Origin of the sequence: Sphingobacterium sp. UBA7249 (assembly GCF_002472835.1) — a bacterium.
In the GTDB taxonomy this organism is placed as follows: Bacteria; Bacteroidota; Bacteroidia; order Sphingobacteriales; family Sphingobacteriaceae; genus Sphingobacterium; species Sphingobacterium prati.
The window spans coordinates 135,829-161,469 of sequence record NZ_DKST01000004.1 but is presented as its reverse complement, the minus strand read 5'-3'; the positions used below and the strand labels follow the sequence as shown (position 1 = coordinate 161,469).

The 25,641-nt window shown below is 40.2% G+C and carries 15 protein-coding genes; 3 read left to right on the top strand and 12 right to left on the bottom strand.

Annotation, left to right across the window (positions count from 1 at the left end; genetic code table 11):
* Positions 1-24: 24 nt before the first annotated feature.
* The 4 genes from B4A24_RS03145 to B4A24_RS03130 all read right to left on the bottom strand — a co-directional run bounded on the left by B4A24_RS03145 (position 25) and on the right by B4A24_RS03130 (position 6,385).
* Complete coding sequence (locus B4A24_RS03145; RefSeq protein ID WP_293942568.1) at positions 25-1,119, bottom strand: family 43 glycosylhydrolase; 1,095 nt, start codon at positions 1,117-1,119, stop codon at positions 25-27.
* 21 nt (positions 1,120-1,140) lie between these two features.
* On the bottom strand, positions 1,141-2,985 hold the full coding sequence (locus B4A24_RS03140) for a glycoside hydrolase family 2 protein (protein ID WP_293942566.1): 1,845 nt from the start codon (positions 2,983-2,985) through the stop codon (positions 1,141-1,143).
* A gap of 31 nt (positions 2,986-3,016) precedes the next feature.
* The gene (locus B4A24_RS03135; RefSeq protein WP_293942565.1) at positions 3,017-5,062 is read right to left on the bottom strand and encodes a beta-L-arabinofuranosidase domain-containing protein; all 2,046 of its coding nucleotides are present in this window, start codon (positions 5,060-5,062) and stop codon (positions 3,017-3,019) included.
* 159 nt (positions 5,063-5,221) lie between these two features.
* Complete coding sequence (locus tag B4A24_RS03130; RefSeq protein WP_293942563.1) at positions 5,222-6,385, bottom strand: aldose epimerase family protein; 1,164 nt, start codon at positions 6,383-6,385, stop codon at positions 5,222-5,224.
* A gap of 173 nt (positions 6,386-6,558) precedes the next feature.
* On the opposite strand from B4A24_RS03130, the gene B4A24_RS03125 reads away from it, so the two are divergent.
* A complete protein-coding gene (locus B4A24_RS03125) occupies positions 6,559-9,714 on the top strand; it encodes a ligand-binding sensor domain-containing protein (protein WP_293942561.1) in 3,156 nt (1,051 codons plus the stop codon).
* A 2-nt stretch (positions 9,715-9,716) separates the two neighbouring features.
* The gene (locus tag B4A24_RS03120) at positions 9,717-10,496 is read left to right on the top strand and encodes a response regulator transcription factor (protein ID WP_293942559.1); all 780 of its coding nucleotides are present in this window, start codon (positions 9,717-9,719) and stop codon (positions 10,494-10,496) included.
* A gap of 269 nt (positions 10,497-10,765) precedes the next feature.
* Here the strand turns inward: B4A24_RS03120 and B4A24_RS03115 are convergent, their stop codons facing one another.
* The 5 genes from B4A24_RS03115 to B4A24_RS03095 form a co-directional block, all read right to left on the bottom strand.
* Entirely contained in the window at positions 10,766-12,943 is a 2,178-nt protein-coding gene (locus B4A24_RS03115) for a hypothetical protein (protein WP_293942557.1), read from the bottom strand.
* A 172-nt stretch (positions 12,944-13,115) separates the two neighbouring features.
* Positions 13,116-13,928, bottom strand: a complete 813-nt coding sequence (locus B4A24_RS03110) for a DUF3823 domain-containing protein (RefSeq protein WP_293942555.1) — start codon at positions 13,926-13,928, stop codon at positions 13,116-13,118.
* A gap of 152 nt (positions 13,929-14,080) precedes the next feature.
* Complete coding sequence (locus B4A24_RS03105; protein ID WP_293942553.1) at positions 14,081-16,141, bottom strand: RagB/SusD family nutrient uptake outer membrane protein; 2,061 nt, start codon at positions 16,139-16,141, stop codon at positions 14,081-14,083.
* Between the two features lie 19 nt (positions 16,142-16,160).
* Positions 16,161-19,340, bottom strand: a complete 3,180-nt coding sequence (locus B4A24_RS03100) for a SusC/RagA family TonB-linked outer membrane protein (protein ID WP_293942551.1) — start codon at positions 19,338-19,340, stop codon at positions 16,161-16,163.
* Between the two features lie 125 nt (positions 19,341-19,465).
* Complete coding sequence (locus B4A24_RS03095; protein ID WP_293942549.1) at positions 19,466-20,920, bottom strand: glycoside hydrolase family 76 protein; 1,455 nt, start codon at positions 20,918-20,920, stop codon at positions 19,466-19,468.
* 360 nt (positions 20,921-21,280) lie between these two features.
* Here B4A24_RS03095 and B4A24_RS03090 point away from each other — a divergent pair, with 360 nt between their 5' ends.
* Positions 21,281-23,803, top strand: coding sequence for a hypothetical protein (locus tag B4A24_RS03090; RefSeq protein ID WP_293942547.1), 2,523 nt, complete (start codon positions 21,281-21,283; stop codon positions 23,801-23,803).
* 61 nt (positions 23,804-23,864) lie between these two features.
* On the opposite strand, the gene B4A24_RS03085 is transcribed toward B4A24_RS03090, so the two are convergent.
* The 3 genes from B4A24_RS03085 to B4A24_RS03075 are packed head-to-tail and all read right to left on the bottom strand — an operon-like array spanning position 23,865 to position 25,603.
* A complete protein-coding gene (locus tag B4A24_RS03085) occupies positions 23,865-24,614 on the bottom strand; it encodes a YoaK family protein (protein ID WP_293942545.1) in 750 nt (249 codons plus the stop codon).
* Positions 24,598-25,098, bottom strand: a complete 501-nt coding sequence (locus B4A24_RS03080; protein ID WP_293942543.1) for a hypothetical protein — start codon at positions 25,096-25,098, stop codon at positions 24,598-24,600. Before B4A24_RS03080 ends, B4A24_RS03085 begins: the two co-directional genes overlap by 17 nt.
* Positions 25,085-25,603 carry a hypothetical protein gene (locus tag B4A24_RS03075; RefSeq protein ID WP_293942542.1) on the bottom strand — a complete coding sequence of 173 codons (519 nt, stop codon included), beginning with the start codon at positions 25,601-25,603 and terminating at the stop codon, positions 25,085-25,087. Before B4A24_RS03075 ends, B4A24_RS03080 begins: the two co-directional genes overlap by 14 nt.
* Between the last annotated feature and the right edge of the window lie 38 nt (positions 25,604-25,641).

Genomic DNA, 25,641 nt, shown 5'->3' with positions numbered 1-25,641 from the left:
TTACAATTGGCAGCTATTCAGCTATTACTTAAATATTGGAGCCACTTTTTCAGTAGCACTACTCGTTGCTCCTTCAATCGTAGGCCACTCCTCCTTCCAGATTACTCTATCCAATAAGAGCATGCGGCGATTACCGCCAGTAGAAACGCGCGGTTGTTTGGGATCCATAGCATGATAAAGCAACCAGTCATTGCCCTGTTCATCGCTTATAACCCGGGAGGTATGTCCTGTCCCAACAAATCTCTCGTTTCCTCTCAACAATAAAGTTCCGCTTCCTCTTTGGGTTAAATCGCGTCCTTCCTGATCCAAATAAGGGCCCTTCAAATTTTTTGATCGGCCAACGAGTACATGGTAGCTACTTTTTTCACCTTCACAGCAAGAGCCCTTTGAGCCAATAAAATAATAGTAGTCTTTCCTTTTATGAATCACAACAGCTTCAAAGTCACCTGCGGCAACTTTAAATTTTTTATCCAAATCTGGTATTTGGGTTCCATCAGCATTCAAAGGTACGCCATAGGTACCTTGCGTAACGGCATCACTAAAACTTCCCCAAAAGAGGTAATTATGCTCCTTCTCCCTAAAAAAATAGGGGTCTATCGAGTTAGGCACATTGATCGCCTTGCTATCGAACAGCTTGCCCCTATCCACAAATGGACCTTCCGGCTTGTCCGCGATCGCCACCCCAATACCGGGATTGGGGTCGCCCCAAGTTGAATAAGCATAGTACATCAGGTATCTTCCATTCAATAAAACCACATCCGGCGCCCAGATCCCACCTTGCGGCTTCCAGTCCGGTTTGGTGGAAAATGCCGTCCCGATCCAGGTCCAATGCACCAGGTCTTTTGACTGTAAAATAGAAACTAAACGCTGCCCCTTACCATCCCCCCAGTTGTCAGCTGTTCCATACGCATAAAATAATTTATTCTGGGGATTCCGGACCACGGTAGGATCCGCAAGTATCGGTTCAAAGACAGGGTTTATATAGGTCTTGTTTTGTGCCGATGACTGACCAATCTGGGTAGCTTGTTGAACTGAGCCTGAAGAACTCCCACACAAGTTCAACAGGCTCAGTATCAAAACTACGACAGTAAAACACCTCAACAACATTGATTGCAGCATGTTTGTCGATTTAGGATAAAATTACTTAGTTGGCGCATGATACAACGCCTGATGGGCAGCATTTAATTCTGCTTCAGGCATTTTAACGACTTTACGATCATACGTCATCAAACCATTTGTTTCCACCTCTACGTCGGTGGTCTGTGTATAAACCCCTGCCGACAATCCCATAGGAATTAGTCTTGTCAAATCACGGATCAATTGTTTGTAGCGTTCAAGAAGTTCTGCTTTATTTTTAAAGCTTTGGTACCCCCAGTTGTCCTTTTGTTGCCAAGAATGACCATCTATTGGAAGTCCTAAGCCACCAAATTCACCCAATGCCAATACCTGTTTTGCACCAAATAATTTTGGATCGGGCATTGCCGCATCAGGATAATTATGTATATCCAATATATGGCCTGTCTCCATAAAATTACCACCACTGGCGCTATTTACCAAACGGGATGGGTCATTGGCCATCGTCCATTCTGTAATTTCTTTGGTTTTAAATTGTCCCCAAGCTTCATTAAAAGGTACCCAAATCACAATGCTGGGATAATTATGCAAAACTTCCATGATGGTCTTCCACTCTTTTCTATAGTAGCCCTCAGACTCCTGTGAACGTACTTTATCCCGATTTCCACCGGATATTTTTCCGGGTTGCATATCCCAATGATTTCCGCCCAAATCACCGCTTGGCATATCTTGCCAGACAAGCATACCGATACTGTCACAGTAACGATACCAACGTGCTGGCTCAACTTTAATATGCTTACGGATCATATTAAACCCCATTTCTTTTGTCTTAATCACATCAAACTTTAGGGCTTCATCCGTAGGCGCTGTATGCAAACCATCGGGCCACCAACCTTGATCAAGTGGTCCGTATTGAAAGGTAAACTTGTTATTCAATAGGAGCCGCTGTATTCCGTTTTCGTCTTTTCCCATTGAAATTTTACGCATGGCGAAATAGCTTCTTGCTTGGTCAATGACCTTCCCTTTGCGGACCAACTGAATTTCTAAATCATAAAGCTTCGGATTATTGGGTGACCAGGCTTCCAAATTCGGCACAGCAAGCTCGAAAGCAGTATTTGGTTGGCCCACCTGTTCTTTAATAACCTGAGTTCCGTTTAGTGCCCGCACTTTAATTTCATCACCGGCCTGGCTACCTGCTACTGTCGCTTGGAAGGCTAGTACTCCTTCATCCAACCGCGGCGTCTGCTTTGTTGTCACGATATAGGATTGTGGTACACTTTCCAGCCATACTGTTTGCCATATACCGGTAACTGGTGTATACCAAATACCATTCGGACGTTTGACCTGTTTGCCCCTAGGCTGTGGACCATCGTCCGTAGGATCCCATACACGTATGGCGATTTCCTGTTTGGCTCCCTTTTTGAAAAAACGGGTCACATCCATCGAAAAAGGATCAAAACCACCTTCATGCCTACCCACCAACTGATTATTTACGTATACATCACATTGCCAGTCTACAGCACCAAAATGGAGCAAGACATTATTTTTGTTGACCGACTTGTCCAAGGTAATCGTGTTGGTATACCATAATGCTTTATCTTTACCAACTTCCTTACCAACCCCTGAAAGTGCAGATTCTACCGCAAAAGGTACCAGGATATTTCCGTCCCACTGTTGGGGAATTTCATTTGCGTTTACTGGAGTAATGGCATATTTCCATAAGCCGTTTAAATTTTGCCAGTTATTTGTCCGCACCAGTTGTGGTCTCGGATATTCTGGATGTGGTTTCTGTGCAGTCACTTTTTCACCCCACGAGGTCAATATGTGATCGCCTACCGGCTTCCATTCCTGCGCAAAATTCAATTGTGCAGCCATCATCAGACTGGCAAAAAATAAGGTTTTCTTCATCATAAAAAAATCGTTATATCATTTATATCTTTAATTACTTTACTGTCGGAAATGCTGCGATACGCAAACGGGCAGCCCCCATTGGAATCAATTCGACTTGTTGAACTGCTGCCTGACTTTCCACTGGGCTCAATGGCAATACACCGGTCAATCCATTTTCATCTATTTTCCAGCCATCAATTCGTTTCGCTTTTACCAAAATGGAAATAGGTACCGCATCCGCTTCAAATGGAAAGGCATCTTTTGGCCACGCCCGTTTGACAACTTTCAATTGATCTGGAGCAAGCAATTCATTTTGGACAAGGCCATAATTCCAATCACTTGCCGGGAGGATCTCATACGAAGGCCATTTGGTTGGGTCAGCGGTTTCCTGCCATTTTGAATCACCAATAGCCGAAGCTTTACTATCCTTTTTCACGTAATTCTCCTTAATCTTCAAGGCATAAGTCAATGGCCCCCGTTGGATGCTAACTGCATTTTTATTTGCCGTCCATGTATTCAATTCGATAGACATTGGCAGCAGAAGTTCGACCTGATCTCCATTGTTCCATTTTCTTTCAATCCGAATATATTTCGCCCCCGATTTAACGTTTTGTATCTTTCCATTAATTTTTACCTGTGCCTGTTTTGCCCAGGCAGGAACCCGCAAATAGAACGGGAAATCAGCTGCCTTTCCATTCGTTCCTATTGTAAAGCGAATAGATTCTTCGAATGGATAATTGGAGGCTTGTTTAATCTGAATATTTTGATTATCGCCGACCTTGATATCCGCATTGGACGCGGCATACAATACTGCTGCAACACCATTGTCATTTGTCGCCATATACAGATGCTCGGCATAATACGGCCATCCTTGGCTATGATTGTGTTGACAACAACGTGAACTAAAGGGATTCATCATCAAAAACGGACCGTTATTATCGATACCTGGAGCATGATTATGACTATCGCTAATGCTCATATTTGGGCTAGTGATATAACGGAGCGCCTTGAAATCAGCTGTTACAGCTGCGGGATAGGTATTAAAAGCAACCTCTTCAGCGTGATCTGCCCAAAATGGATCCCCTGTAATTCCAAGAAGAATTTCATTTGAGGCCATCTGTTCGACCATGCCACAAGTTTCGACACCTTGTCTAGGGTCAGTATATCCTGGACGGGCATTTTCGTCGGCGCCAAACATTCCGCCCGGAACCTGACCAAATACCTGTCTAACGAAATTAAAATTGTCATAGGTTGCCTTCAGATCATCAGTCGACTGACTCTTGAGATAATAGGTTGCCGGCTCCCTAAAACACTGTGCAACATTGACATTGTGCCAATTCGGAAGATCACCTTTCTGACGCCAATTGGCGGTATTTCGATGAATTTTATCTGCCAGATCCATCAACCATTCATTACCTTCGGTTCTATTATAGAGCCAATAGACAGATAGTAAATTGTCCCCACCGCGGCTATTCTCCCAATAGTCTTTTAGAAAAAAGCTATCTGGTAAATTTGACTGCCATTTAAAGTAGTTGGTCATAAGGGTTAAAACACGTTGATCAGCGCTATATTCATAATAGGATTGTAAGCACCATAACATAATCATATTACCCCATAGGTCAGGTTTATTGTTGCGCAAGATCAGGGGACCAAAGTAGCCATCAGGCCGTTGGCTCTTGATTGCTGCTTCCAACCATATTTTTGATTCGGCTATTATTTTAGGATCTTTCAGAATATACCCCAGATTTGCATAACCTTTCAGCCAATAAGGAACTTCCTCCCAACCGTAATCACCTTTCCCATTGGAGCTCAACCATGCATTATTTTTCTTTGATAACCATGCACTAATTTCACCCAGATGCCCCGTAAGACCATTTTTCTGTAAATCCAAATATTTCCCCAACCAACCTTGCGGAACAATACTACCTACGGGCAATTTCAGCAAGACATTCTGTTTTAATGGCAAACGATTGTTAACATAGTTTAGATTTTTACCTTCAATCGGCAATTGATCAACAGTGGTTACAGCATTGCTTTGCGCCGAACACAGAAAACAAATTCCAATGAAATAAGATAATAGGCCTATTTTTTTTATCATTATTGGCTTGATTAGTTTTATAACTGATTATCCAAAATTAAAATTTTAATCAATAAGTTGGACGATTGATTTTTCTCAAAACACTGCCTATTTGTATCAAAAAAAGGAAGTACACCTTCAAAAAGATGCACTTCCAAAACCAATCATTATTAATATGTATTATTTTACCGAAAAACGATACAGGGATTTCGTTTGATAAATCTCCCCAGGACTTACAACTGTCGTTGGGAAACTAGGTTGATTCGGCGCGTCGGGAAAATGTTGTGGCTCCAGGCAGAAAGCTGTTCGGAACGAATCTTTTTTGCCATTCTTTAACTGCACTTGCTCATTCATAAAGTTGCCGCTATAGAATTGAATCCCCGGCTCGGTGGTCAAAATATCCATTACAATACCTGATTTATCGCCCACAACACACGCCGCTTTATACCATTCTCCTTCTTTTTCCTTGGTCAACACAAAATTATGGTCATATCCTTTTCCGTAAGTGAGCTGACTGTCACTGGCATTGATATCTTTTCCAATTGTCTTGGCTGAGGTAAAATCGAATGGTGTTCCTTTTACTTCAGCCAATTGTCCTGTAGGTATCAAGGTGCTGTCTACTGGCGTATATTGATTGGCAAACAATTGAAGTTTGTGGTCTAGAATTGTACCACTTCCTTCGCCGTTTAAATTAAAATAAGCATGGTTTGTTAGATTGACCACTGTTTTCTTATCGGTTTCAGCACGGTAAGCGATCATCAATTCATTATTGTCATTGAGCGTATAAGTAACTTCCATCTGAATGTTGCCCGGAAATCCTTCCTGTCCATCAGGCAATGTATATGCAAAAGTAACCGATGACGGGTCAGACTTCTTCAGCGTCCAATGCGCAAAATGTACTCCTTTAAATCCACCATGCAATGTATTCGGTCCATTATTGACCGCCAGTTTATAGTTCTTGTCATCTAGCTTGAATTTTCCTTTTGCAATACGATTGCCGAAAGGTCCCACGATCGTTCCAAAAAAAGGTTCTTTGGGGTTATTATAATCACTAGCCTTCGAAAATCCCAATACGACATCACGTAATTTACCAGTATTATCAGGCACCCACAAACCAACCAAACGTGCTCCAAAATTGGTAAAATAGGCCTGTACACCATTTTTATTCGTCAATTTATATAAATAGATTTTTTTAGCATCAATTGTAGTACTAAATGATGAAGTGTCCATTAAGGCTGCTACCGTGTCGTTTTGAGTACTTTTTGAATGATTTGTTTGCTGACAGGACAGACAACAATAGGTAAATATTCCAGAAATACTCAGCAACATCAATTTTCCTTTCATTTGTTATGATTTAAATGGTTTATAATCTTTATTGGATGATAACTTACTTTGTTAGCTATATTTTTTATAATTTTATCGGTTACAATACAAATACTAAAATCCTACTTTTTTTTATTTTTTTGGGGTTAAATTGTTTCAATTTTAAGCTATTTTGTATCAATAACCAAATGATCATGATCAACCTTAAGCCGCTACATTTTTTATTTTTCTTGCTGCTGTCTCCTTTGCTTATCCACGCACAACCCTATTATTTTAACCATTATCAAATAAATGAGGGGCTTTCAAACAATGCGGTGATCTGTAGTATGCAAGATAGCTACGGATTTCTCTGGTTCGGCACTAAAGATGGTCTCAACCGATTCGACGGAAATAGCTTCAAACATTTTGACGCCTCAGCTTCCGAGAAAAATAGCTTGGGAGGTAATAATATTATCTCCCTGAAAGAAGATTTCAAAAAAAGGATCTGGATTGGCACTGATCAAGGAATTTACTGTTACAACCCCATCGATGAACAGTTTAGATTATTAAGTAAACAGTTCGAAAATTCGGATGTACCTGTTATCATTACAGATCAGAAGAAAAGAATCTGGTTTATATCGAATGGCCTACTTTATTACTATCATCTGGTCAACAAGGAAATCAAACAAATCACCAGATCAGATCTTTATATCACGGCAGTCAGTTGTACAAAAAATGGAACTATTTTCTTTGGTACTCCAGAAGGAAAAATTTTCCAAATCAATAACACTGACAAACCAGTCCTCCTACTGGACTTTCAACTAAAATATGGTGCGAAAGATTGGTTCAGTATCGAAAAAATAACGGAGAACCGTAAAGGGGAATTATTGATTGGCACCTCCAAATCTGGTGTGTATGTTTACGATTTAAAGGCAGCTACCTTAAAATCCATGTTAGGCCCAGATCGGTTAAAGCAATTTCTCTATGTCCGAGATATCCTGCAACCAAATGATACCGAGTATTGGTTTGCGACCGAATCAGGGCTCTTTATTTATCAAATTGCCGATCAAAGCTTTATCAATATTCAAAAAGAACAGGAAAATCCATGGGGTATTTCTGACAATGCCGCTTATAACATTCTACAAGACAAGGATCAGGGAATTTGGATAGGCACTTATTTTGGTGGCGTCAACTACTATCATAAGAACAACAGCATTATCGAAAAATTTTTACCACAAGATAAACCCGGTAACTTAAAAGGATCAGCCGTACGTATCATTACCAAGGATGAGACAGGCAAGATCTGGATTGGAACCGAAAATGGTGGTTTGTCCAAGCTAGATCCAATTTCCGGAAAAATCAAAAATTTCTCCGAAAAACAGGGAAATCTGGCAAACAACAATATTCATGGAATTCTTCCCTTTGACAATAAATTATTGGTTGGCACTTTTGTTAACGGGCTGGATATCTTTGACCCTAAACAGGAAAAGGTTATTTACCATATCGACCGAAATAGTTATTCCAACTCCGATCTACAAAGTAATTTCCTCTTTTATCTGTATAAAACAAAGAAAGGGGACATTTTAGCTGCCTCCACTCGTGGTTTATATCGCTTTGATTTCGCCAATAAATCTTTTCACATAGTTCGAAACGTTCCTGAATATATGTTTTATACGACTGTGCTTGAGGACAAACAGGGGAATATCTGGTTAGGCACCTGGAGAGATGGCTTATTTTGCTATAATCCTACCACTAGAGCCTTTAAACATTATACGCATAAAAAGGATGATCTAACTTCGCTACCAAACAATCGAATTAATAGTTTATTTGAAGATTCGCAGAAACAGATTTGGGTTGCAACGGAAGGTGGTATGGCAAAAAAACAGGCTACAGGTAATGGTTTTGAAAAAATTGGTATACATGAAGGTATGCCCAGCAATGTGATCCTGGCCTTTCTTGAGGATCAGCAAAATAATCTTTGGGTGAGTACATCTAAAGGATTGGTGCGTTATCATCTATTGAATGGAAAAAAACGAGTTTTTAACCTAGAATCTGGACTACCTTCCGTTCAGTTCAATTACAATTCCTCATTTGAAGATGGTCAGGGGAATTTTTACTTTGGCACGATCAATGGTTTAATCCGTTTTGATCCAAAAAGACTCAATCAGGTCAATTATAATACGCGAATTCCGATCTATATCACAAACCTCTATATCAATAACAAAGCGATTAATCAGTACACAGACAGCAGTATACTTTCCAGATCCATCCTCTTTACGGATAAGATTCAATTGAAACACGATGAATCATCATTTAGCCTTGATTTTGCTGCACTCCATTATCAAGCCCCCCATTCTATCCATTACAGTTACAAAATGGAAGGTCTTGATAATAATTGGGTAGATATTACCAGTAATCAACGGGCTTATTTCACGAAGCTTGCACCGGGAACTTATGTTTTTACAGTTAAAGCGGAAGACCCCAATGGAAATACCATCCCTACCGCTGCAAGTCTTAAAATTGTAATTCTTCCTCCTATTTGGGCAAGCATACCTGCTTATATCGTTTATGCAATAATTCTTATTGCACTCATTACATTTATTATTTATCACTTTAATGAAAAGATAAAACAACGTAATCGTCAACATTTATTGACCGTGCAAAATCTTCGTGAACAAGAGCTCTACCGCTCAAAAATCAATTTTTACACAGATGTAGTCCATGAAATACGCACACCACTGACATTAATTAAAGCGCCGCTGGAAAAGCTCATGGACAAGGTCGAACACAATCCAATAACGGATAAACTATTGACGACCATGCAGAACAATACCGAAAAATTGATTGCGCTCAGTAATCAGTTGCTGGATTTTCGACAGGTCGAAACGGAAGGTTTTAAATTACACTTTGAGCTGGAAAACATTAGTCAGGCAGCACAAAAAATAAGCAATGATTTCAGTGTCACCGTTCAAGCCATGAGGAGGAACATGACAGTGACTATCGCTCCTGATATCATGGGGTACATTGATATAGATGCTTTTGATAAAATCTGTTATAACTTGTTCAATAATGCCTTAAAATACTCATCACAGGATATTGAAGTGAATTTAGCGGAGGATAAACAGAAAAATATTGCTATATTGACCGTGAAAAACGACGGTGCTTTAATTCCTTCAGAAGAAAGGGAAAGAATTTTTGAACCATTCAATCGATTAAAACAAAATAAGAACGTTCCTGGAAGTGGTTTAGGTTTAGCATTGACAAGATCCTTGGCACTAAAACATCAGGGCAGCCTAGTATATGATATTGAAAATTCACGGTGGAATATATTCCGTCTGACTTTACCACTAAACCACAGTTCAAACCAATGATTATGAATGCAAAAGCCAATTTATTAGTAGTAGATGATCATGCTGAATTACTTGAATTTATTGCGGATGACCTTAATGAAGATTACCATATCACCACCAGCACCAATGGAAATGAGGCGCTGAATTTACTGGCATCGGAGTATTTTGACCTCATCATTAGTGACGTGATGATGCCCGAAATGGATGGCTATGAACTTTGTCAAAAAATTAAAGAAGATATCGCTTATGCACATATTCCCATCATCTTATTGACTGCAAAAAATAGCATAGAGTCGAAGATCCAAGGTTTGGAATATGGTGCTGATGCATATATTGAAAAACCTTTTTCGCCCGCATTTTTAAAAGCTCAAATTGTTAGTCTGTTAAAAAACAGGACTAAAGTCAAGGAATTTTTCATCAAAAATCCGATGTCCCAAATACAGCAAATCGGTCAGAATCAAAGCGATCAGGACTTTCTGCTCAAAATTGAAGAAATCATTATGGAACATTTGGATGACCCTCAATTTAATGTGGACCGGATGGCAGACATACTCTGTATGAGTAGGCCCACACTGTATCGAAAAATAAATCTGGTGTCAAGCCTCTCACCGAATGAGCTCATCAACCTGACCCGACTTCGAAAAGCTGCTGAATTGCTTAGTTTACGACAGTACAAGGTCTATGAAATTTCAAATTTATTGGGCTACAGTTCAGCAACACATTTTTCGCGAAATTTTCAAAAACAATTTGGACTCAGCCCTACGGAATTCCAGGACTCACAATCGAATAAGACGTTGTTCTAGCAACGAGCTCCATTTGAGATAGATTAAGTTTGACCTCGAAAATTTAAAGCAAATCATTGTCAGCGTCTTATTAGGTAAAATCAAAAAAATTTGGCCCGAATTAAATTGAGTTATTTATCATAATTCGATTATCAATAAAAAGAACCAAATTCGCTAAGAATTTGGTTCTTTTATTATTCGGATATGGCAACTGGCACATATTCCGCTCAAGTTTACAAAAACAGGATTGCTATCCGATCCTTCATTTGAAGATCAAGTGTTCTGCCCTACTACCATTTAACATCTACGTTCACACCATCAGGGCTATTTTCAAATCCCAACAAATAGGTTTTTGTTCTGGTATCCCAATTTTCCTCCGAAAAGACCTCTTTTTTATCCACTAGCACGCTCTTTGGTCTATTAGGTAATAATATCCGCGAAATATTTGTTGTATTAATCGGGCTTTTTGCCGTAAATGAATAGTGATGATTAGCCGATGTTTCGTTGTAGATACGGCTTGCGGAAGCTAACACTTGCGGTTGTTGTTTGTTTTTTATATGATCTAAATTCACAAACAAACATTGCTCATTCGGTTGGATATTTTTAGAAGTAACAATGGGCAAAGTCGGATCATAAAGATCAATTAGATTTCCTTTAACATGATATGGCTGATTACTCACACTCTCATCCAATACGGCGATCAGATCGTAATTACCGCGCGTCAACGTAAAATAATTTTTAAATTGTAGCTTTTCAGATTTGCCGTTGTTTTCATAAAGATTTTTCGTCACGTCCAGCAGTTTCTGACTGTTATCCGGTTTGACCACAAATTCTTTGGGATCCGATCTTAACACATAAAAAGTACCTTTCCCATACGTATATTTCCCCTCCTTTGTCATACCGTCCTTCAGCCCCATTTTCTCAAATAGATGATCCGATGGCCGTTGGTAATTTTTGCCGTTCGTGTTCCACCATTCCTGTACCGATTGAAAGGGATCGAGATCTGTACCACAATAAATTAGGATGCCACCATTCTTTACCCAATCGGCAAGGTATTGATGTGCCTCAGCTGCCAGGGGCTTCATATTGGAATAGGACATTAGGAGTATTTTTGTCTCCGCTAAGGCATTCTTAACCGCTAGATTCTCCAAATGAACTGTTTTAACAGGAACCCCACGTTTTAGGAAAGGAAGAGCGAGACCGTAAAAGTTCGCTAGTTGTGGATCGTCATATCCGGCATGCGTCGGAAAACGTTGAAACATCAACGAATTTGCCAGTAGGACACTTATTCCTGTCGATCCAGAAACTTTGCTGGCCGTTTTTGGCATACTATTCAGGCTATTGATCATCACCTGCATCTGCGTTGAATAATGCCGTGGTATTTTTTCCTTTTGATCACTATTGGGGCTTGTCTTATACAGTCCCTCATAAATACGTTCAGGCCAGGGCATCACCTCATAGTCAGCAATATTGGGATACAAAAGTTGTGCGGTGAAAGTGGCCTGATAATTTTTCTTATAGTCCGCCCAGTCCCGGGGCCAATCTTCGATCGGATCCGTCAGAAAAAACATCTTTCGTCCAGTGGGAGCTGTCATAGATTCCATTGCACCATACTCCAAGAATGCAGTTTCGAAAACACGTTCTTTCGCTACACCATTAAAATAATTAGGTTCACGCGAAGTTCCTGTCCATACCTGCGCGATATACCCATCCACACAAGGAAGCGAAGCCAAACTCGCTTCAGGACTCACGATCATCCATTGTGAATAGTTGATCAAGGAATGCGTGGGCACATAACATTTTACGTCCATCCCTTTGCTTTTTCCATAAGACTTCGCGTACGTAAAGACCTCATTCAGTGCATTGAGGTATAAAGCGTACTTTAATTTATTGGATAAGTAAGTGTTCTCAGGCGATTCATGCTGTGGTCGCCAATCAAAACCATAGTATTTTTTCCATTCTTTCTTAAATGATTCACTATAACCCGCACGTGCCCAGAATTCGGGTTCCTCCATAAATATGGCGTCAATCCCGGCATCAATTACCCGCTTGACATGCATCTCTTTGATGTATTTTAAATAATTTTCAGTAGGAACAATATAGGGAACCATATGACCATGCCAGATGGTATCCCCTTTTACGTCAACCTGTCCCTCATCCAAATGCATCTTTCCATCCCATTTTCCTGTAAAGTAATCCTGATACTCGCCCCAGGCAATCCCGGTCATAAAATGGGTAATATATCCCTTATCACGCCAGGATTTCACGCGCTCTTCAAATGGAATCTTTCGAGACTTGTCGGATGGATTCCCTCCTGTTCCATAGATCATTACCGCGTCCGCTCGGTTATCTATTGTCGGGCGCCATTCTCTGGAACTCTGAAATGTCGTCTTTACGGGATCTTTTTTTTGAGCGACCGCAGTAAGCGTCGTCAGCATCAATAAAGCGAGTATATTCGTTTTTATCATAATCTATTGTCTATTTCCGTTGCTATTACTCATGGTTTACTCCTACATTTTTCATACTATCCAATATGATTAACCAGTTTATTTGGTCAACCAGCTGAAACCAGTCTTATTCAAAATCCAACTGCAACATTGATATTTTAAACAGACTGGTTTCAGCCGGTGGCGGATTCCCTTATGGGATATCTACTCTTTTGGCATCATTGTAATTCCACCTACGGGTACCCGTTCCGCGGGGAGTATCGTAATTAATTCGCGATGCTGCACGTACGAAGACCGTACGGCCTTTTGGGATTTCACCGATAGATTCGAGCTCAATAACCTGTCCCAATTTTGTATTAAAGCTGTCACCACCGTACTCGATTTTGCTGGACCAACGTTCATCCCGTGCCCTATATCCTACAGTGGAGGAATAGCTAACAAAAAACTGTATATCGGTAACATTCAAAAAGTCTCCGTTATAATTTCCCATCGGTTCTATTTTTTCGCGAAAAAACTGTTCGCTTACCGCACGGGTGACCTTTACCTTAGCTTTTATCTTGCCGTTTTCGACAATGGGGTCGCCAACCCATTCCACTTTAAGAAAAGGGTGCACCTCCATTTTTATTTCATGCGAACCATTCAGCTCCATCGTTTTACTATCGTCTGACAATACTTTACCATCGACATCTGTACGCACCAATGGGATAAAAGGCCCGTCTACCGTGATATGATAATTACCTTTGAATAATTTGGTATTCTGAAAAGTTCCATCTGGCATGCAATAAAAGTCAGGGTTGTGCTCCACATTATCTCCCCAACTAAGCTCTGTCAATCGGACACGGATACCTTCACTCCCCTGATCGGTCAATACCGGCTCACCTGTCTGTGCATCAACGACAACTCCTTTTAATCCCACAGAAGGGGCTTCATAATTATCTGCCTCAAAGAGGCTACACGAACTCAGCATACATACTATACCTATCGCGCCAAAAATGCTATTTTTCATCTGTTATACGTTTAGTGATGATTTGGAATAATTGCCTTCGCTATGCTCGGGTCCTCCATTCCACCAGTAATTCATTATACTTTAATAGTAGAAATTCACTCCTCCAATTAAAACTGCCCAGCTCAATTACGTTCGCAGCACAGTATACTTATCTATCGGTTGGGTTGCTGGTCGATCACTGGACTTTTCGCCACTTCTCCACCGGGAATTTCAAAATAATAGTCTACGGGTGTGTACCGAAACGTTTTGGTACTTACCCATTGGAATCGTGCATCAAAGAAGTATTTACCTGTTGCCGTGGAAAAAAATGGATACAATCCTCTAAACCTAAAGTTCTCGTTATTGCTGTATAGATTTTTATCCTTTTGTGTGCCCCAGAAACCATCCCGACCTTCAAAATGCAGTACCCGCCAGCGACGTAAGTCCCATTTCGCCTTATGTTCAAATGCAAGTTCTTTACGACGTTCTCTTCGAACAATGTCCCTTCCTGTATTATCACCGGTGATCGTACCTGTCAATAGATCTGCTCCCGCTCGCGAGCGAATCTCATTGACAGCGCTAGTCGCTGTCTGTAACAGGTCGCTTCCATCAGCAGAATTCGCACCCAGTATTTTTAATTCAACAGCTGCTTCAGCGGCATTTAACAAAACTTCCGCATAACGCATCAAAATAAAGGGCTGATCAGATTTTCCTTCTCCAACTTCTTTTGCTGGATTTGTATTGAGCCATTTGCGCACGTAGAACCCTGTTAGTGTAGCTTCTCCATTATCAAAGAATGGCCCTTCATTTCCTGCAGCATTCATTTTTTGCCCGTTATAATCCACTGTTTGCTGCCCATTGCCATCTCTCGGACTCAGATACAAGGTCTTTGGTGAACCTGTATATGCCCCCAGCTGTTGATAACGCGTATCTGCTGTAGCATAAGAATAATCTGAGAACAACGGTTTTATAGGAGTCTGACCGGTATAAACCCCTGCCCGTATATCCATTTTTCTTTCATTGAAGATATCGTCAGGAAAAATAACATAAGCACGCAAGCGGGGTTCCGCGTTTTTAAAGAAGTCCATTGGTTTGTCGTACAGTTTATACTCACCCTCCTTGTTGCTTTGTCCGGTAGTCACTTTGACTGTTCCGTCAGGGTACTTGTCAAATCCATCAAACAACTCCATAAAATCCACCGTAGGACAGGTGCCGGCAGAAAGTGGTGACCGAAAGGTGAAAGGCGAACTAAATGCATCAAAACTATGTGTCAACGTCGGATAAACATATTCTTTGACGTAGATATTTTCCGGGCTACTGAGGTCACTAAACATATCCACCATATTTTGATATTGCGCATCTTTATCGTTCGCTGCCCATTTCTTTTTATACAGAGAATAGCCTCCCGCCGTTATTACTTGTCGGGCAGCAGCATAGGCTTCTGCAAAGTACTTTTGTGAAGCTGTTTTTGCTCTACTGGCGTCAAAACCGATAACCCGTACACCAGTTTTCCTTCCGAGTCCTGTCAAACGACCGGAAACAGTTTCATTGTATTTGGCCACACTTCCCGCATAGAGCATGGCTTCGGATTTAAAAGAAAGGGCGACAAATTTATTAGAATAACCAGTTTTAGGACCTTTTGGAAGCATTAATTTGATTGCTTCATCATAATCCTTCAGGATCTGGTTCCAGGTATCTTCTTCCGATGCACGGGGGACTTCTAAGTTTTCCGAAGTGTTTGGATACTGCAAAACCTTCGTCACTAATGGAATCCCTCCAAACCGCCGGGCCATCGCGTAAAATACCGTTGCCCGAACATAATATCCTTCACCTAAATAATGGTTGTAAAGATCTTCAGAAAACTTGTCTTTGTAATTGGGTAAATTCTCGATCAAATGGTTTGCATCCCGAAGTAATTCGAATGCTCTTTCCCAATAGGCTGTCCTTTCACCCGTAAAGGAAGTACTAATGCCATCCCTGGTCACAGCTTCCCCAGTTCCTTCAATGCCGATGGCAGCCAACCAGCCATTGAATTCTATTCCCCATTGGGCCATATATTTGAAATCTTCAAAAGGCATTAGGCTATACATCCTGGCCATGTAAATATCCATGCCAGCGGGACTGTTCAACAGATCTTGATCTGTAACCACATTTTTGGGCGTAATATCGAGATCGGCACAACCTGTAAATCCGATTGAGCCAGCTAATGATAATATAATGAGTAGTTTTTTCATTGGAATATTTTTTTGCGTGCTAAAAAGTAAGCGATAAGCCTAATGAGTAGGTCTTATTCAATGGATACATCCGACCTAAGTCATCATCCGGATGTTCTGGATCCACAAATCGTACGCCTGTTATTGTAAATAAATTATAAGCATTCGCGTACACGCGTAACCGCATCGTCGACGAAGGCTTTAGATTTGAGAAAGTATATCCTAGTTCCACACTCTTCAATCTCAGGTAAGCTGTACTGACGCGATTGAATTCAGAGTTTTCCTTTGGATATCTTCCCGTAAAGGCATAATATCCTTTCACCCAATCTGTTGTCGGATCATAGGGATCAGCGGAAGGATCTACGGGATGCCAGCGATCAAGATATTGTTCCAGCGTTCCGCCGCCATTTGATCCCCAGATTGCGTAGAGAGGTTCTTTATACTGCATGGAACCGAGAGCAGACCCTTGCAATAATAAGTTCATATCAAAATTTTTGTAGGAAGTCTCAAGGTTCATACTATAGTTAACCCAAGGTGTCTGATTAAAAGCAAAAGGATGCTCATCTTGACCATTGATTTCACCGTCGCCATTCCAATCCAGGTATTTATAATCTCCGGGCAATACATCACGTTCCTTATAAATCGGGTAACTCCAGATATCTGCCCAATTTTGGTATCTACCGGCAGACTCGTAACCAAACTCTATCCCTTGATATCTATTGTTCAGGTTATCATTGCGCCAGCGATCATAGGAATTGCTATAAGGACCATTTTCAACGGAAACCAAATATTTATTCCTTGTCACCGTGGCGATCGCACGAATATTATAGGAGAAATCATTGATTCTATTGCGATGTTTCAATTCCAGTTCTAGTCCCATATGACGATCACTATCCGCATTTTGCAAAGGCGGAACAGCGCCGATTACTGTAGGAAATTCGCTTTCAGGACGCTTAAATATCCCTGTCCGTGTCCGTTCGAAATAATCTAAAGTAAAACCAAACAAACCATTCCAGCCTTCAAAGTCTATACCGGCATTAAATGTCTTTGCGGTATACCATGTTATCAACTCGTTTGCAATAGGTTTACGCGTAACTCCAGTGACGTATTTCCCACCAAAAATATAACCTGGTGCATACTGATTGTTATAGCCATTTTCGGCATTACCACTGGTTGCGGGATAGATATAACCCGGAAGCCAACCAAAATCCCAGTCTTTGAACTGATCATCACCCAATGCGCCATAACTTGCTCTCAATTTTAATTGATTGACAAAAGAAAGTGCATCATTAGACTTGAAAAACGGTTCTTCAGAGATACGCCAGCCTACTGAAGCTGATGGAAAAAATCCCCATTGATGCCCTTTTGCGAAACGCGACGATCCATCGTACCGAAACTGGAATTCAGCGATGTATCGGCCTGCAAAATCATAATTCACCCGCCCAAATAAAGCGGATTTCGCTTCGTTATAGTAATCTGCAATCCCAGGATACATCGAACTCATCTGACCGTCCTCCACACCAGCTGATAGTCTATCCGAACCAAATGCTAGATTTTTTAAAGCATAGAAATTATCGCCGTCATTTTTTTGTGATTCCCAACCTATAACCCCTGAAACTTTATGTTGACTACCAAAAGTTCGATCATAATTCACCATAAATTGTCCCAATAACTGCTGTTTGTCAAAAAATTCCCTTTTCATCTGACTTGGACCACTTGGCGTATAGAGTCTTTGTTCATAGGTATTGGAGGTTGCATTAAATGCGTATTGATAATATTCTTTTCTGAAAAAAGCATTATTATCCGCACGGTAATCATAACCAATCAATGCTTTTGCGGAAAACCCTTGAAGAGCGGGAGATAAATTACTCAGATCATAATTCAGCGCAGCGGAGGATTGAAAGGTCTTCTTTTTGAGTTTGCGATACCCGGAAATATCCGCATCCATCATCGCGACCGTATTTTGTTGCAAATCCAGTCCCTCATAATTTAACAAGGTATTTTCGGGATCCGCATACGCGGGAAACAATACACCTTGACGCCAATAATTCCGGATAATATCAACAGAACTGTTAAAGGGATTATTTTGCTGATCGGCCATACCGCTGATATTCAAATCTAATTTCAATCCCTTGGCCAATTCTGCCGAAATATTCGAACGTAGGTTGTATTTATTATAATTCAGATCACCTGATTTAAAGAATCCTTGCTGATAGGAATAGCCCCCGCCAATATAATACTGAACTTTATTACTACCGCCAGAAAAGCTAATATCGTGCTGCGTCTGCGGTGCATATTTAGAAAAAATTAACGATGTCCAATCAGCGGGGCGATTCGTCCCATTCCTATACGCCTCAATTTGTTGTTCGGTGTATATAAGTTTTGGATTATCGATGCTGTTCATGGACTTCTCATTATAGATCGTCATTGCACTGATCGCATCGGCCAATACAGGCAGACCCGAAGGCCTTTGGAAGGTATAAGATCCATTATAATTCACTGTGGTCTTCCCTTCCTTTCCTTTTTTGGTTGTAACCAATACAACACCATTTGCCGAACGCACCCCATAAATTGCTGCCGATGCATCCTTTAATACCGAAACATCTTCAATATCACTTGGATTCAGGCGTTGAAAGTCTTCGCTCGTACGAGGGACCCCGTCGATCACGACCAGTGGGGCACCAAGCCCACGAATATCGAAATTGGCACTGTAGGCACCCGGCTCTGCGCTTCTCTGCCACACACGTACGCCGGCCACACGACCAGTCAGCATATTCTGCGGATTTTCATTTTTCGTCTGCCTCATTTCCGTCCCCTTTACCGACGCGATAGCGCCAGTAAGCGATTGCTTCCGCTGCGTACCATAACCGACAACAACAACCGTTTCCAACTGTGTATCATCATTTTCCAACACAACATTAATCGTGGATTTTCCGTCTGTGAGTTCCTCCTTTGCAGTAAAGCCAAGCGATTTAAATAAAAGCTTCTTCCCTTCCGGAACAACGATTGTATAACTACCGTCAGCATTAGTCGTTGTTTCGATGCGCGTACCGGCATTTTGAACCGAGATCGTTACCCCTGCAATAGGTTTATTGTCACGATCAAGAACTTTCCCTGTGACATTTTTCTGTTGCGCCCATCCAATAGACGGAATACCCAGCGCCAGCAGTACGAGCAGTGTGCTGAGTCGCCGCTTTGATTTCCCTATATCCTTTTTCATCTTAATAAATTGGTTTTAAATATTGATTATGCTATCTGATCTATTTCATGAGCCCGCGAGCTCGGTTTTATTGGTATTCATTTTTACAATCTTCATTGTTATGCTGATCTTTTTTGTATATTTCACTATTTGCCGGCCTCATATTGAGACAGCATCGCATACTGTGCCGCATAAGCAAACATGAACATCCCTTCCAGGTTATTTTTGTCTTTGTCCGCATGCCATCCTCCAAGAAGGTCCGGTGGTAATAAACCGGAGCGCAAAAAATGGGCATACCCATAGTCCAAATTCTGCTGAAAGGAGTCCATGTAAATCCCTGCTTTTTCAAAAACCGGAGAAATTTGAAGGAATCCCCGAAGTAATACGCCATTAAACCAGTTGTTAAATCCGTCCGAAGGATAGGTATAGTGCGCTGGAACCTGCGATCCTAGCTTGGTAAAGTACTGAAAACTGGCATTGGTTAATTTTTCTCCATCTTCCAAATAGATCTTAGTTCTGGTCGCCCGGTACAGATCGGCAGCTCCAGAAATCATTGTACCACTGTTATAGGAAAAGGAGGTTCCAACAGCTTTCCTTAATTGGGTATTTTTGCGGTATTTTACACCATCAACGATTTCATAGGCAATGCTACAATCTGGATAACAGTCGCCCATCATATCATCATAGACACCTTTATTATTTAGTAAATGATCCTTTTGCCATGCATAAATCCTTTTAGCAAAATCCAAATAAAAATCACTTTTCCGCAAGCTTTTTGAACGACGTGATTGTTTGTCTTTTGCATCAATATACTTGTATATTATCTGATCTTTCTTTTTCTTATAGATTTCATGTAGCCAAACCAAAGGACTAACCATTGGCGCATTACTACAAGCGTGTTTGGTCACATAACCTGGCCCCCAGGGAATTCCACCATTTTCATTCCCTTGATCATTGAGCGTGCAGTCCCATCCATCCAGAACGTAAGCAGTTAGATATTCTGCTTCCTTCAAATACGTTTCCTTTCCAGTCAGATGGTAGGCTTCTATCAGCTCGCGTATCATCCACATTTGATCGTCATAAACATTTAACACCCCTGTCGCCTTGGCTGCGCCTTTTTCCCGGGCACGATCTACTGCGTACACGGTCCAATCCTGCGCCTGAGTAAAGGAAATAAGGTTAAAGGATCCTAAATAATAAGCTGCATTGTCATGGAGCTGAGCCAATAGATCAACATAACGCTTATAATTTTTGTCAAATAGGCTGTGATTCCCCTTTTCTTTCTGCAATCTGAGGCCACTTAAGATCGCGTTGACTGCTTCTATTGAAGCTGAATACATCCATATGCTTGCTTTTTCTTCCAGGCGCACCTTTGTATCTGGATTATAGAATCGGTGCATGGCTTGCCTGTCTGTGGAGAAATAAACCTCCATTGAGCGATCAACAAGTTCTATCGCACGTGTTAAGTTTTGCTCTTGAAGCGCCTGACGGTCTTTCGTATGCATAGAAAAAGAAACTGGGTGTTCAGCATGAACGTGCGTGACCATCACCATTGATACGGAAGCAACAAAAATAAATTGCAGCTTTTTAAAGACTTTCATAAGTAAGATTTCGATTTATAATTAGTTTGAGTTCCTACTGGAAATATCTGCAGGAATTCTAACGCAAGGTAAAGTCCGATGATTAATTTTTGGGTTAAAATTGGGTTAAAACCTAAAAATAAAACGATAACCCTAGCAGCTATTTCTTTTTATAATAATATTGAGATACGAATGCCTATAGTGATTGTAACATAGCTTTTATTTTATTGAGCGCATTTTTTTGCATACTTTTAATCCTGTTAGATATTGATAAGGGGTATCCTAACCCTTACTATGTCATAAAGCGCCGACTGGGGACAAATTGTAATATTTGAACAGCTCATTGTCGACGACTATTGGTTTAAGTTTTTTGATTGCGCTATGCGACGCTGTATATTATATATTGTTTTTTTACTTTTAATTCCGCTACTTTCCCGATCTCAGGGGCTCAAGTTTAGAGCCGGACATGAACCTATCGATAAACGAACTTCCTATGAACTATTTGACAAAAAGGATCTTTCTTTTGAAAAACAGTTTACACTAGCATTCCAACTATCTATTTATTCGTCAAACTCATTAGGTAATATTTTCCGTATCAAGAATAAAGATAATAACACAATTTACAATCTGTTCTACGACGAAGAGGCAGGCAGTTGCATCTTCCGTCTGAACGAAGAAGGGAAAAGTAGTCTGATCATAGCGAAAATAAGCCAACAGCGACTATTCAAAGAGGAATGGATCAATATCCAATTGACCTTTGATCTTGAAGAGCAACTATTTAAGCTCAAAATCCAGGATCAGGCTTTTGAGTCTCCAAAGGTGAAACTGCCCAAGCGATATAGCCCCCAGGTTATTTTTGGAAAAAGTGACTATTTGATCGATGTGCCAATGATGTCCATCAAAAATGTACATATTGGAAATACAACTAATGAATATTTCTTTCCGCTAAAGGAAAATACAGGTCATATTGTCCACGATGAAGACGGAAACGCTTATGGACGTGTGTCCAACCCAACATGGTTGATTGTGGATTCTTACAGATGGAAAAATATTTTTGCGAGCAGTTCGCCATCACAGGCTGGTTCTGGTTACAATCAGCGAACCAAAGAGATTTATTATTTTAATCAGGATTCTATTACCATATACAATGTAAAAAACAATCAGACAAAGAAACTGGCTTTTCGGAAGCCCTGCCCTGTCAAACTGGTTTTAGGAAACAATTTCATTGATACTACGACAAATACATTGTATGTCTATGAGCTTTTCTATACCAAGCCTTACCAGGGCCCTACGGTAGCTAGCCTCAATCTGGAAAATTTTGAATGGAAGGTTGAGAGTTATGATCTGATGAAAAAGGAACTAAACCATCATGGATCTTTCTACGATGAACGACAACGGCAGTTTTATATTTTTGGAGGATACGGAAACATGGCCTATAATGGTCAATTTAACAGATATGATTTAGATTCCAGTAAATGGCAAACCGTTGATGGATGGGCTGGTGACAAAATTTTTCCACGTTATTTCCTTTCGGCCGGACAAGCAGCTAATAATCGGGCTGCTTATATATTCGGGGGTATGGGAAACGAATCGGGGGAACACATTGTTGGAAGAAAATATCTTTACGATTTCTATCAGATAGATTTGGACAGCAAAAAAATCACAAAAAAATGGGACTTAGTTTGGAAAGACAAGCATATTGTACCAGCCCGCGGTGTGATCTTTCCTGACAGTAACCATTTTTATGCCCTATGTTATCCAGAATATCTAACTAAATCGAATATTCAATTATACCGTTTTTCTGTCCAAAATGGAAATTTTGAAGTTTTGGGGGACTCTGTTCCAATCTATTCAGACAAAATAAGTACGCATGCCCAGCTTTACTATGATCAGCAATTAGGTAGACTCTTAACATTGGTTCAAGAATCAAAAGATGATATACAATCTACATTGAAGGTATATTCTTTAAATATGACACCAATAACCTTTACAGAATTAAATAGCTTTCCATCATCTGGCTCAAGCCGCAAAATATTCTTGTTGTTCTTATTATTTGGTACATGTGGCGTTGGCACTTATTTTATTTGGAGACAAAGTCAAAGGAGAGGAAAAATAACAAATTTAAGTTTGACTAAAGAAATAGCCGTTACAAGCACTCCAGTATCAGCAACAGTAGCCTTTCAACCGATACAAAAAGATGAGATTCCCAGACCAAACGCAATTTTTTTATTTGGCGAGTTCCGTGCATTTGACCGCAATAAGCGAGATATCTCCTATTTATTCAGTACAAAGTTAAAACAGGCATTTTGTATCATCTTATCTCATAGCGCTGGTATTAGTTCACAATATTTCAGTCAAATTATGTGGCCTGATAAATCAGAAGATAAGGTAAAAAACTCAAGGGGCGTTACGATTAACCATTTAAGAAAAGTTCTGAATGAATTTACCGGAATAGAACTTGTATATAAACATGGCCGCTTCATAATCGAACAAACAGACGATTTTTATTGCGATTATGTCGAATATATTCGATTAATGGCAAAGTTCCCCAATATTTACGAAGGTAGATTAATCCAGATTATTCAAAGAGGGAAATTTTTACATGGATTGGATCAGCCCTTATTTGACACATTAAAAGCGGGAGTTGAACAAAATTTACTGCCCATTTTACTAGCAGAGCTTCAGCAGGCGGACCTCGGGCACCAGCATAAAAAAAGCATTGAGCTAGCTCATACAATATTCTTATTGGATCCCCTAAACGAACAGGCATTGTTTTCTGAAATAAAAGCAATGTATGCTTTGAACCAAAAGCATGAAGCGCATATTAAATTTCAGCAATTTTGTCTTGCCTACAGACAGTCGATGAATGAGGACTTCCCCTATCACCTTGATAAAATCATATAAATAAAGCCAGTCATACCTTATTGCATGACTGGCTTTACTAACATTTTTTGGTATCAAAAAATTAAGAGACTAATACCTCCTGATGACGTTTTACAAATTGCTTTTTGAGCAGATATAGTTTATAATGATCATACAAGCCTATGATCAACAAAACGAAACAAACGACATAAAATGTTTTATAGGACAAGTAATTAAAAGAAATTCCACTGAGCAGGCCTCCCGCTACGTAGGCTGAAACAATGGTCAGTAACAAGTGAAATTTATTCACTAAATCTTTGTTGCTTCTATTCGATTCTTTTGTGAACATGGATATCAATATCGCCAAATCAGTCGTCAGTCCGGTTAAATGGGTTGTTTTCACGACGGAATTCGATATGCTCGCCGTTAGCCCATTTTGCAAACCCATTGCAAATAGTAAGGCACCTACTAGTATCTCGGTTTCCTTTAAAGAGTCTTCATAGAAGATTTCAAGATATATTCCTACGAACAATATACTTAATATCTCGAGTACCAACGGTATAGAATGCGTTAGGTAAGCGCTGAATTTACCTTTACCATGGATGATAATCAAATTTGAAAGCATGCTTCCAATTAAAAATAATAATATCCAAAACAACACGACAGCACCTTGATACCAGTTTCCTTTCGCTATTTCCTGTGCAAAAACGGCATAATATCCTGTTACATTAGATGTAAAGGAAAAAAATACAATAACAGAGGCGACATTTACCATCCCAGCCGAAAATGCCGTTAGTCCACCCAGCTTAATATTGTCTTGAATCGTCCGGTGATTGCTATATTTCCTTAGCATATTTTTCCTTTCCTCCTTTTTTCAGCACGATACGTGCTATTCCTTTAGTTTGCATATCCAGGTTGAGATGTAAGACGAGCTGGTTTTTATTCAGTTTCTGAATAATAAAGCTTTCCACAAGCTCATTATTTTTACGCAGCTCAAGGATATGTCCCCTTCCTTTTAGAAACCAGTTATATTGTTTATCCTTGTGATGGGCAACAAAATTCTTCTCACCCATCCTTTCAAAATGCCATAGGCCGTCCTGTAGTGGTGGCAGATGTGCGATGGCAGCATCTTTAATCTCCTCATGGATAATCGCTTGTTTTTTGAATGTTGGTGATTTTTCCACCTTTTCAAAGTACCAACCCTGCTCTTCCCACTCTCCTTCCAAAAGCCTCTCGGGATTTTCATAAAGCATAACCATTGACGACGCCCCGAAAAGCAACAATGCCAAAAAGACAAAGTTGAATCTTGCCAGTATTTTTCTTTTAGTAGTTAACATCCCATTTTTTATTAAAAAATAAATCCGCTAAGACACTTCTTCCCGTTTTGTTCGTTGCCGGTTTTTCGACAATGTTCACGTGCTTATGCTTAGTCTTGTTCAAATGCAGCAATGCCTGTCCAACATCAAAGAAATGTCTTGTTCTTTTTTCAAATTGATAATCTGTAGGAATCTTGACCTCGTCAATTCGCGCTCCAGTCAGATAATGATGTAAATAATTGGGATTGTCTGTACCGATAATATCTGCGTAGATATTAAGTTTGCGGTTTTCATATCGATGGCAAATCATCTGACAGGCCTTTAAAAAGTCTTCAGATTGAAGATCATTGAGCCGGTCCTCTAGTGTGATTCCTAATAACTCACTGATTGAAGTGCTGCTCTTATTTCCGTAAACCAAAATAATATCCAGCTGTTCGGCCTGAGACTGCTCGATGCTATGGATTACAAAAAAAAGTGAATCAATTGTAAAATCACTTGGAATCAATACACGCGTTGTTTTTGCCATACCCAATTATTTTTTTTAACAAAGTTAATTGGCGTGCA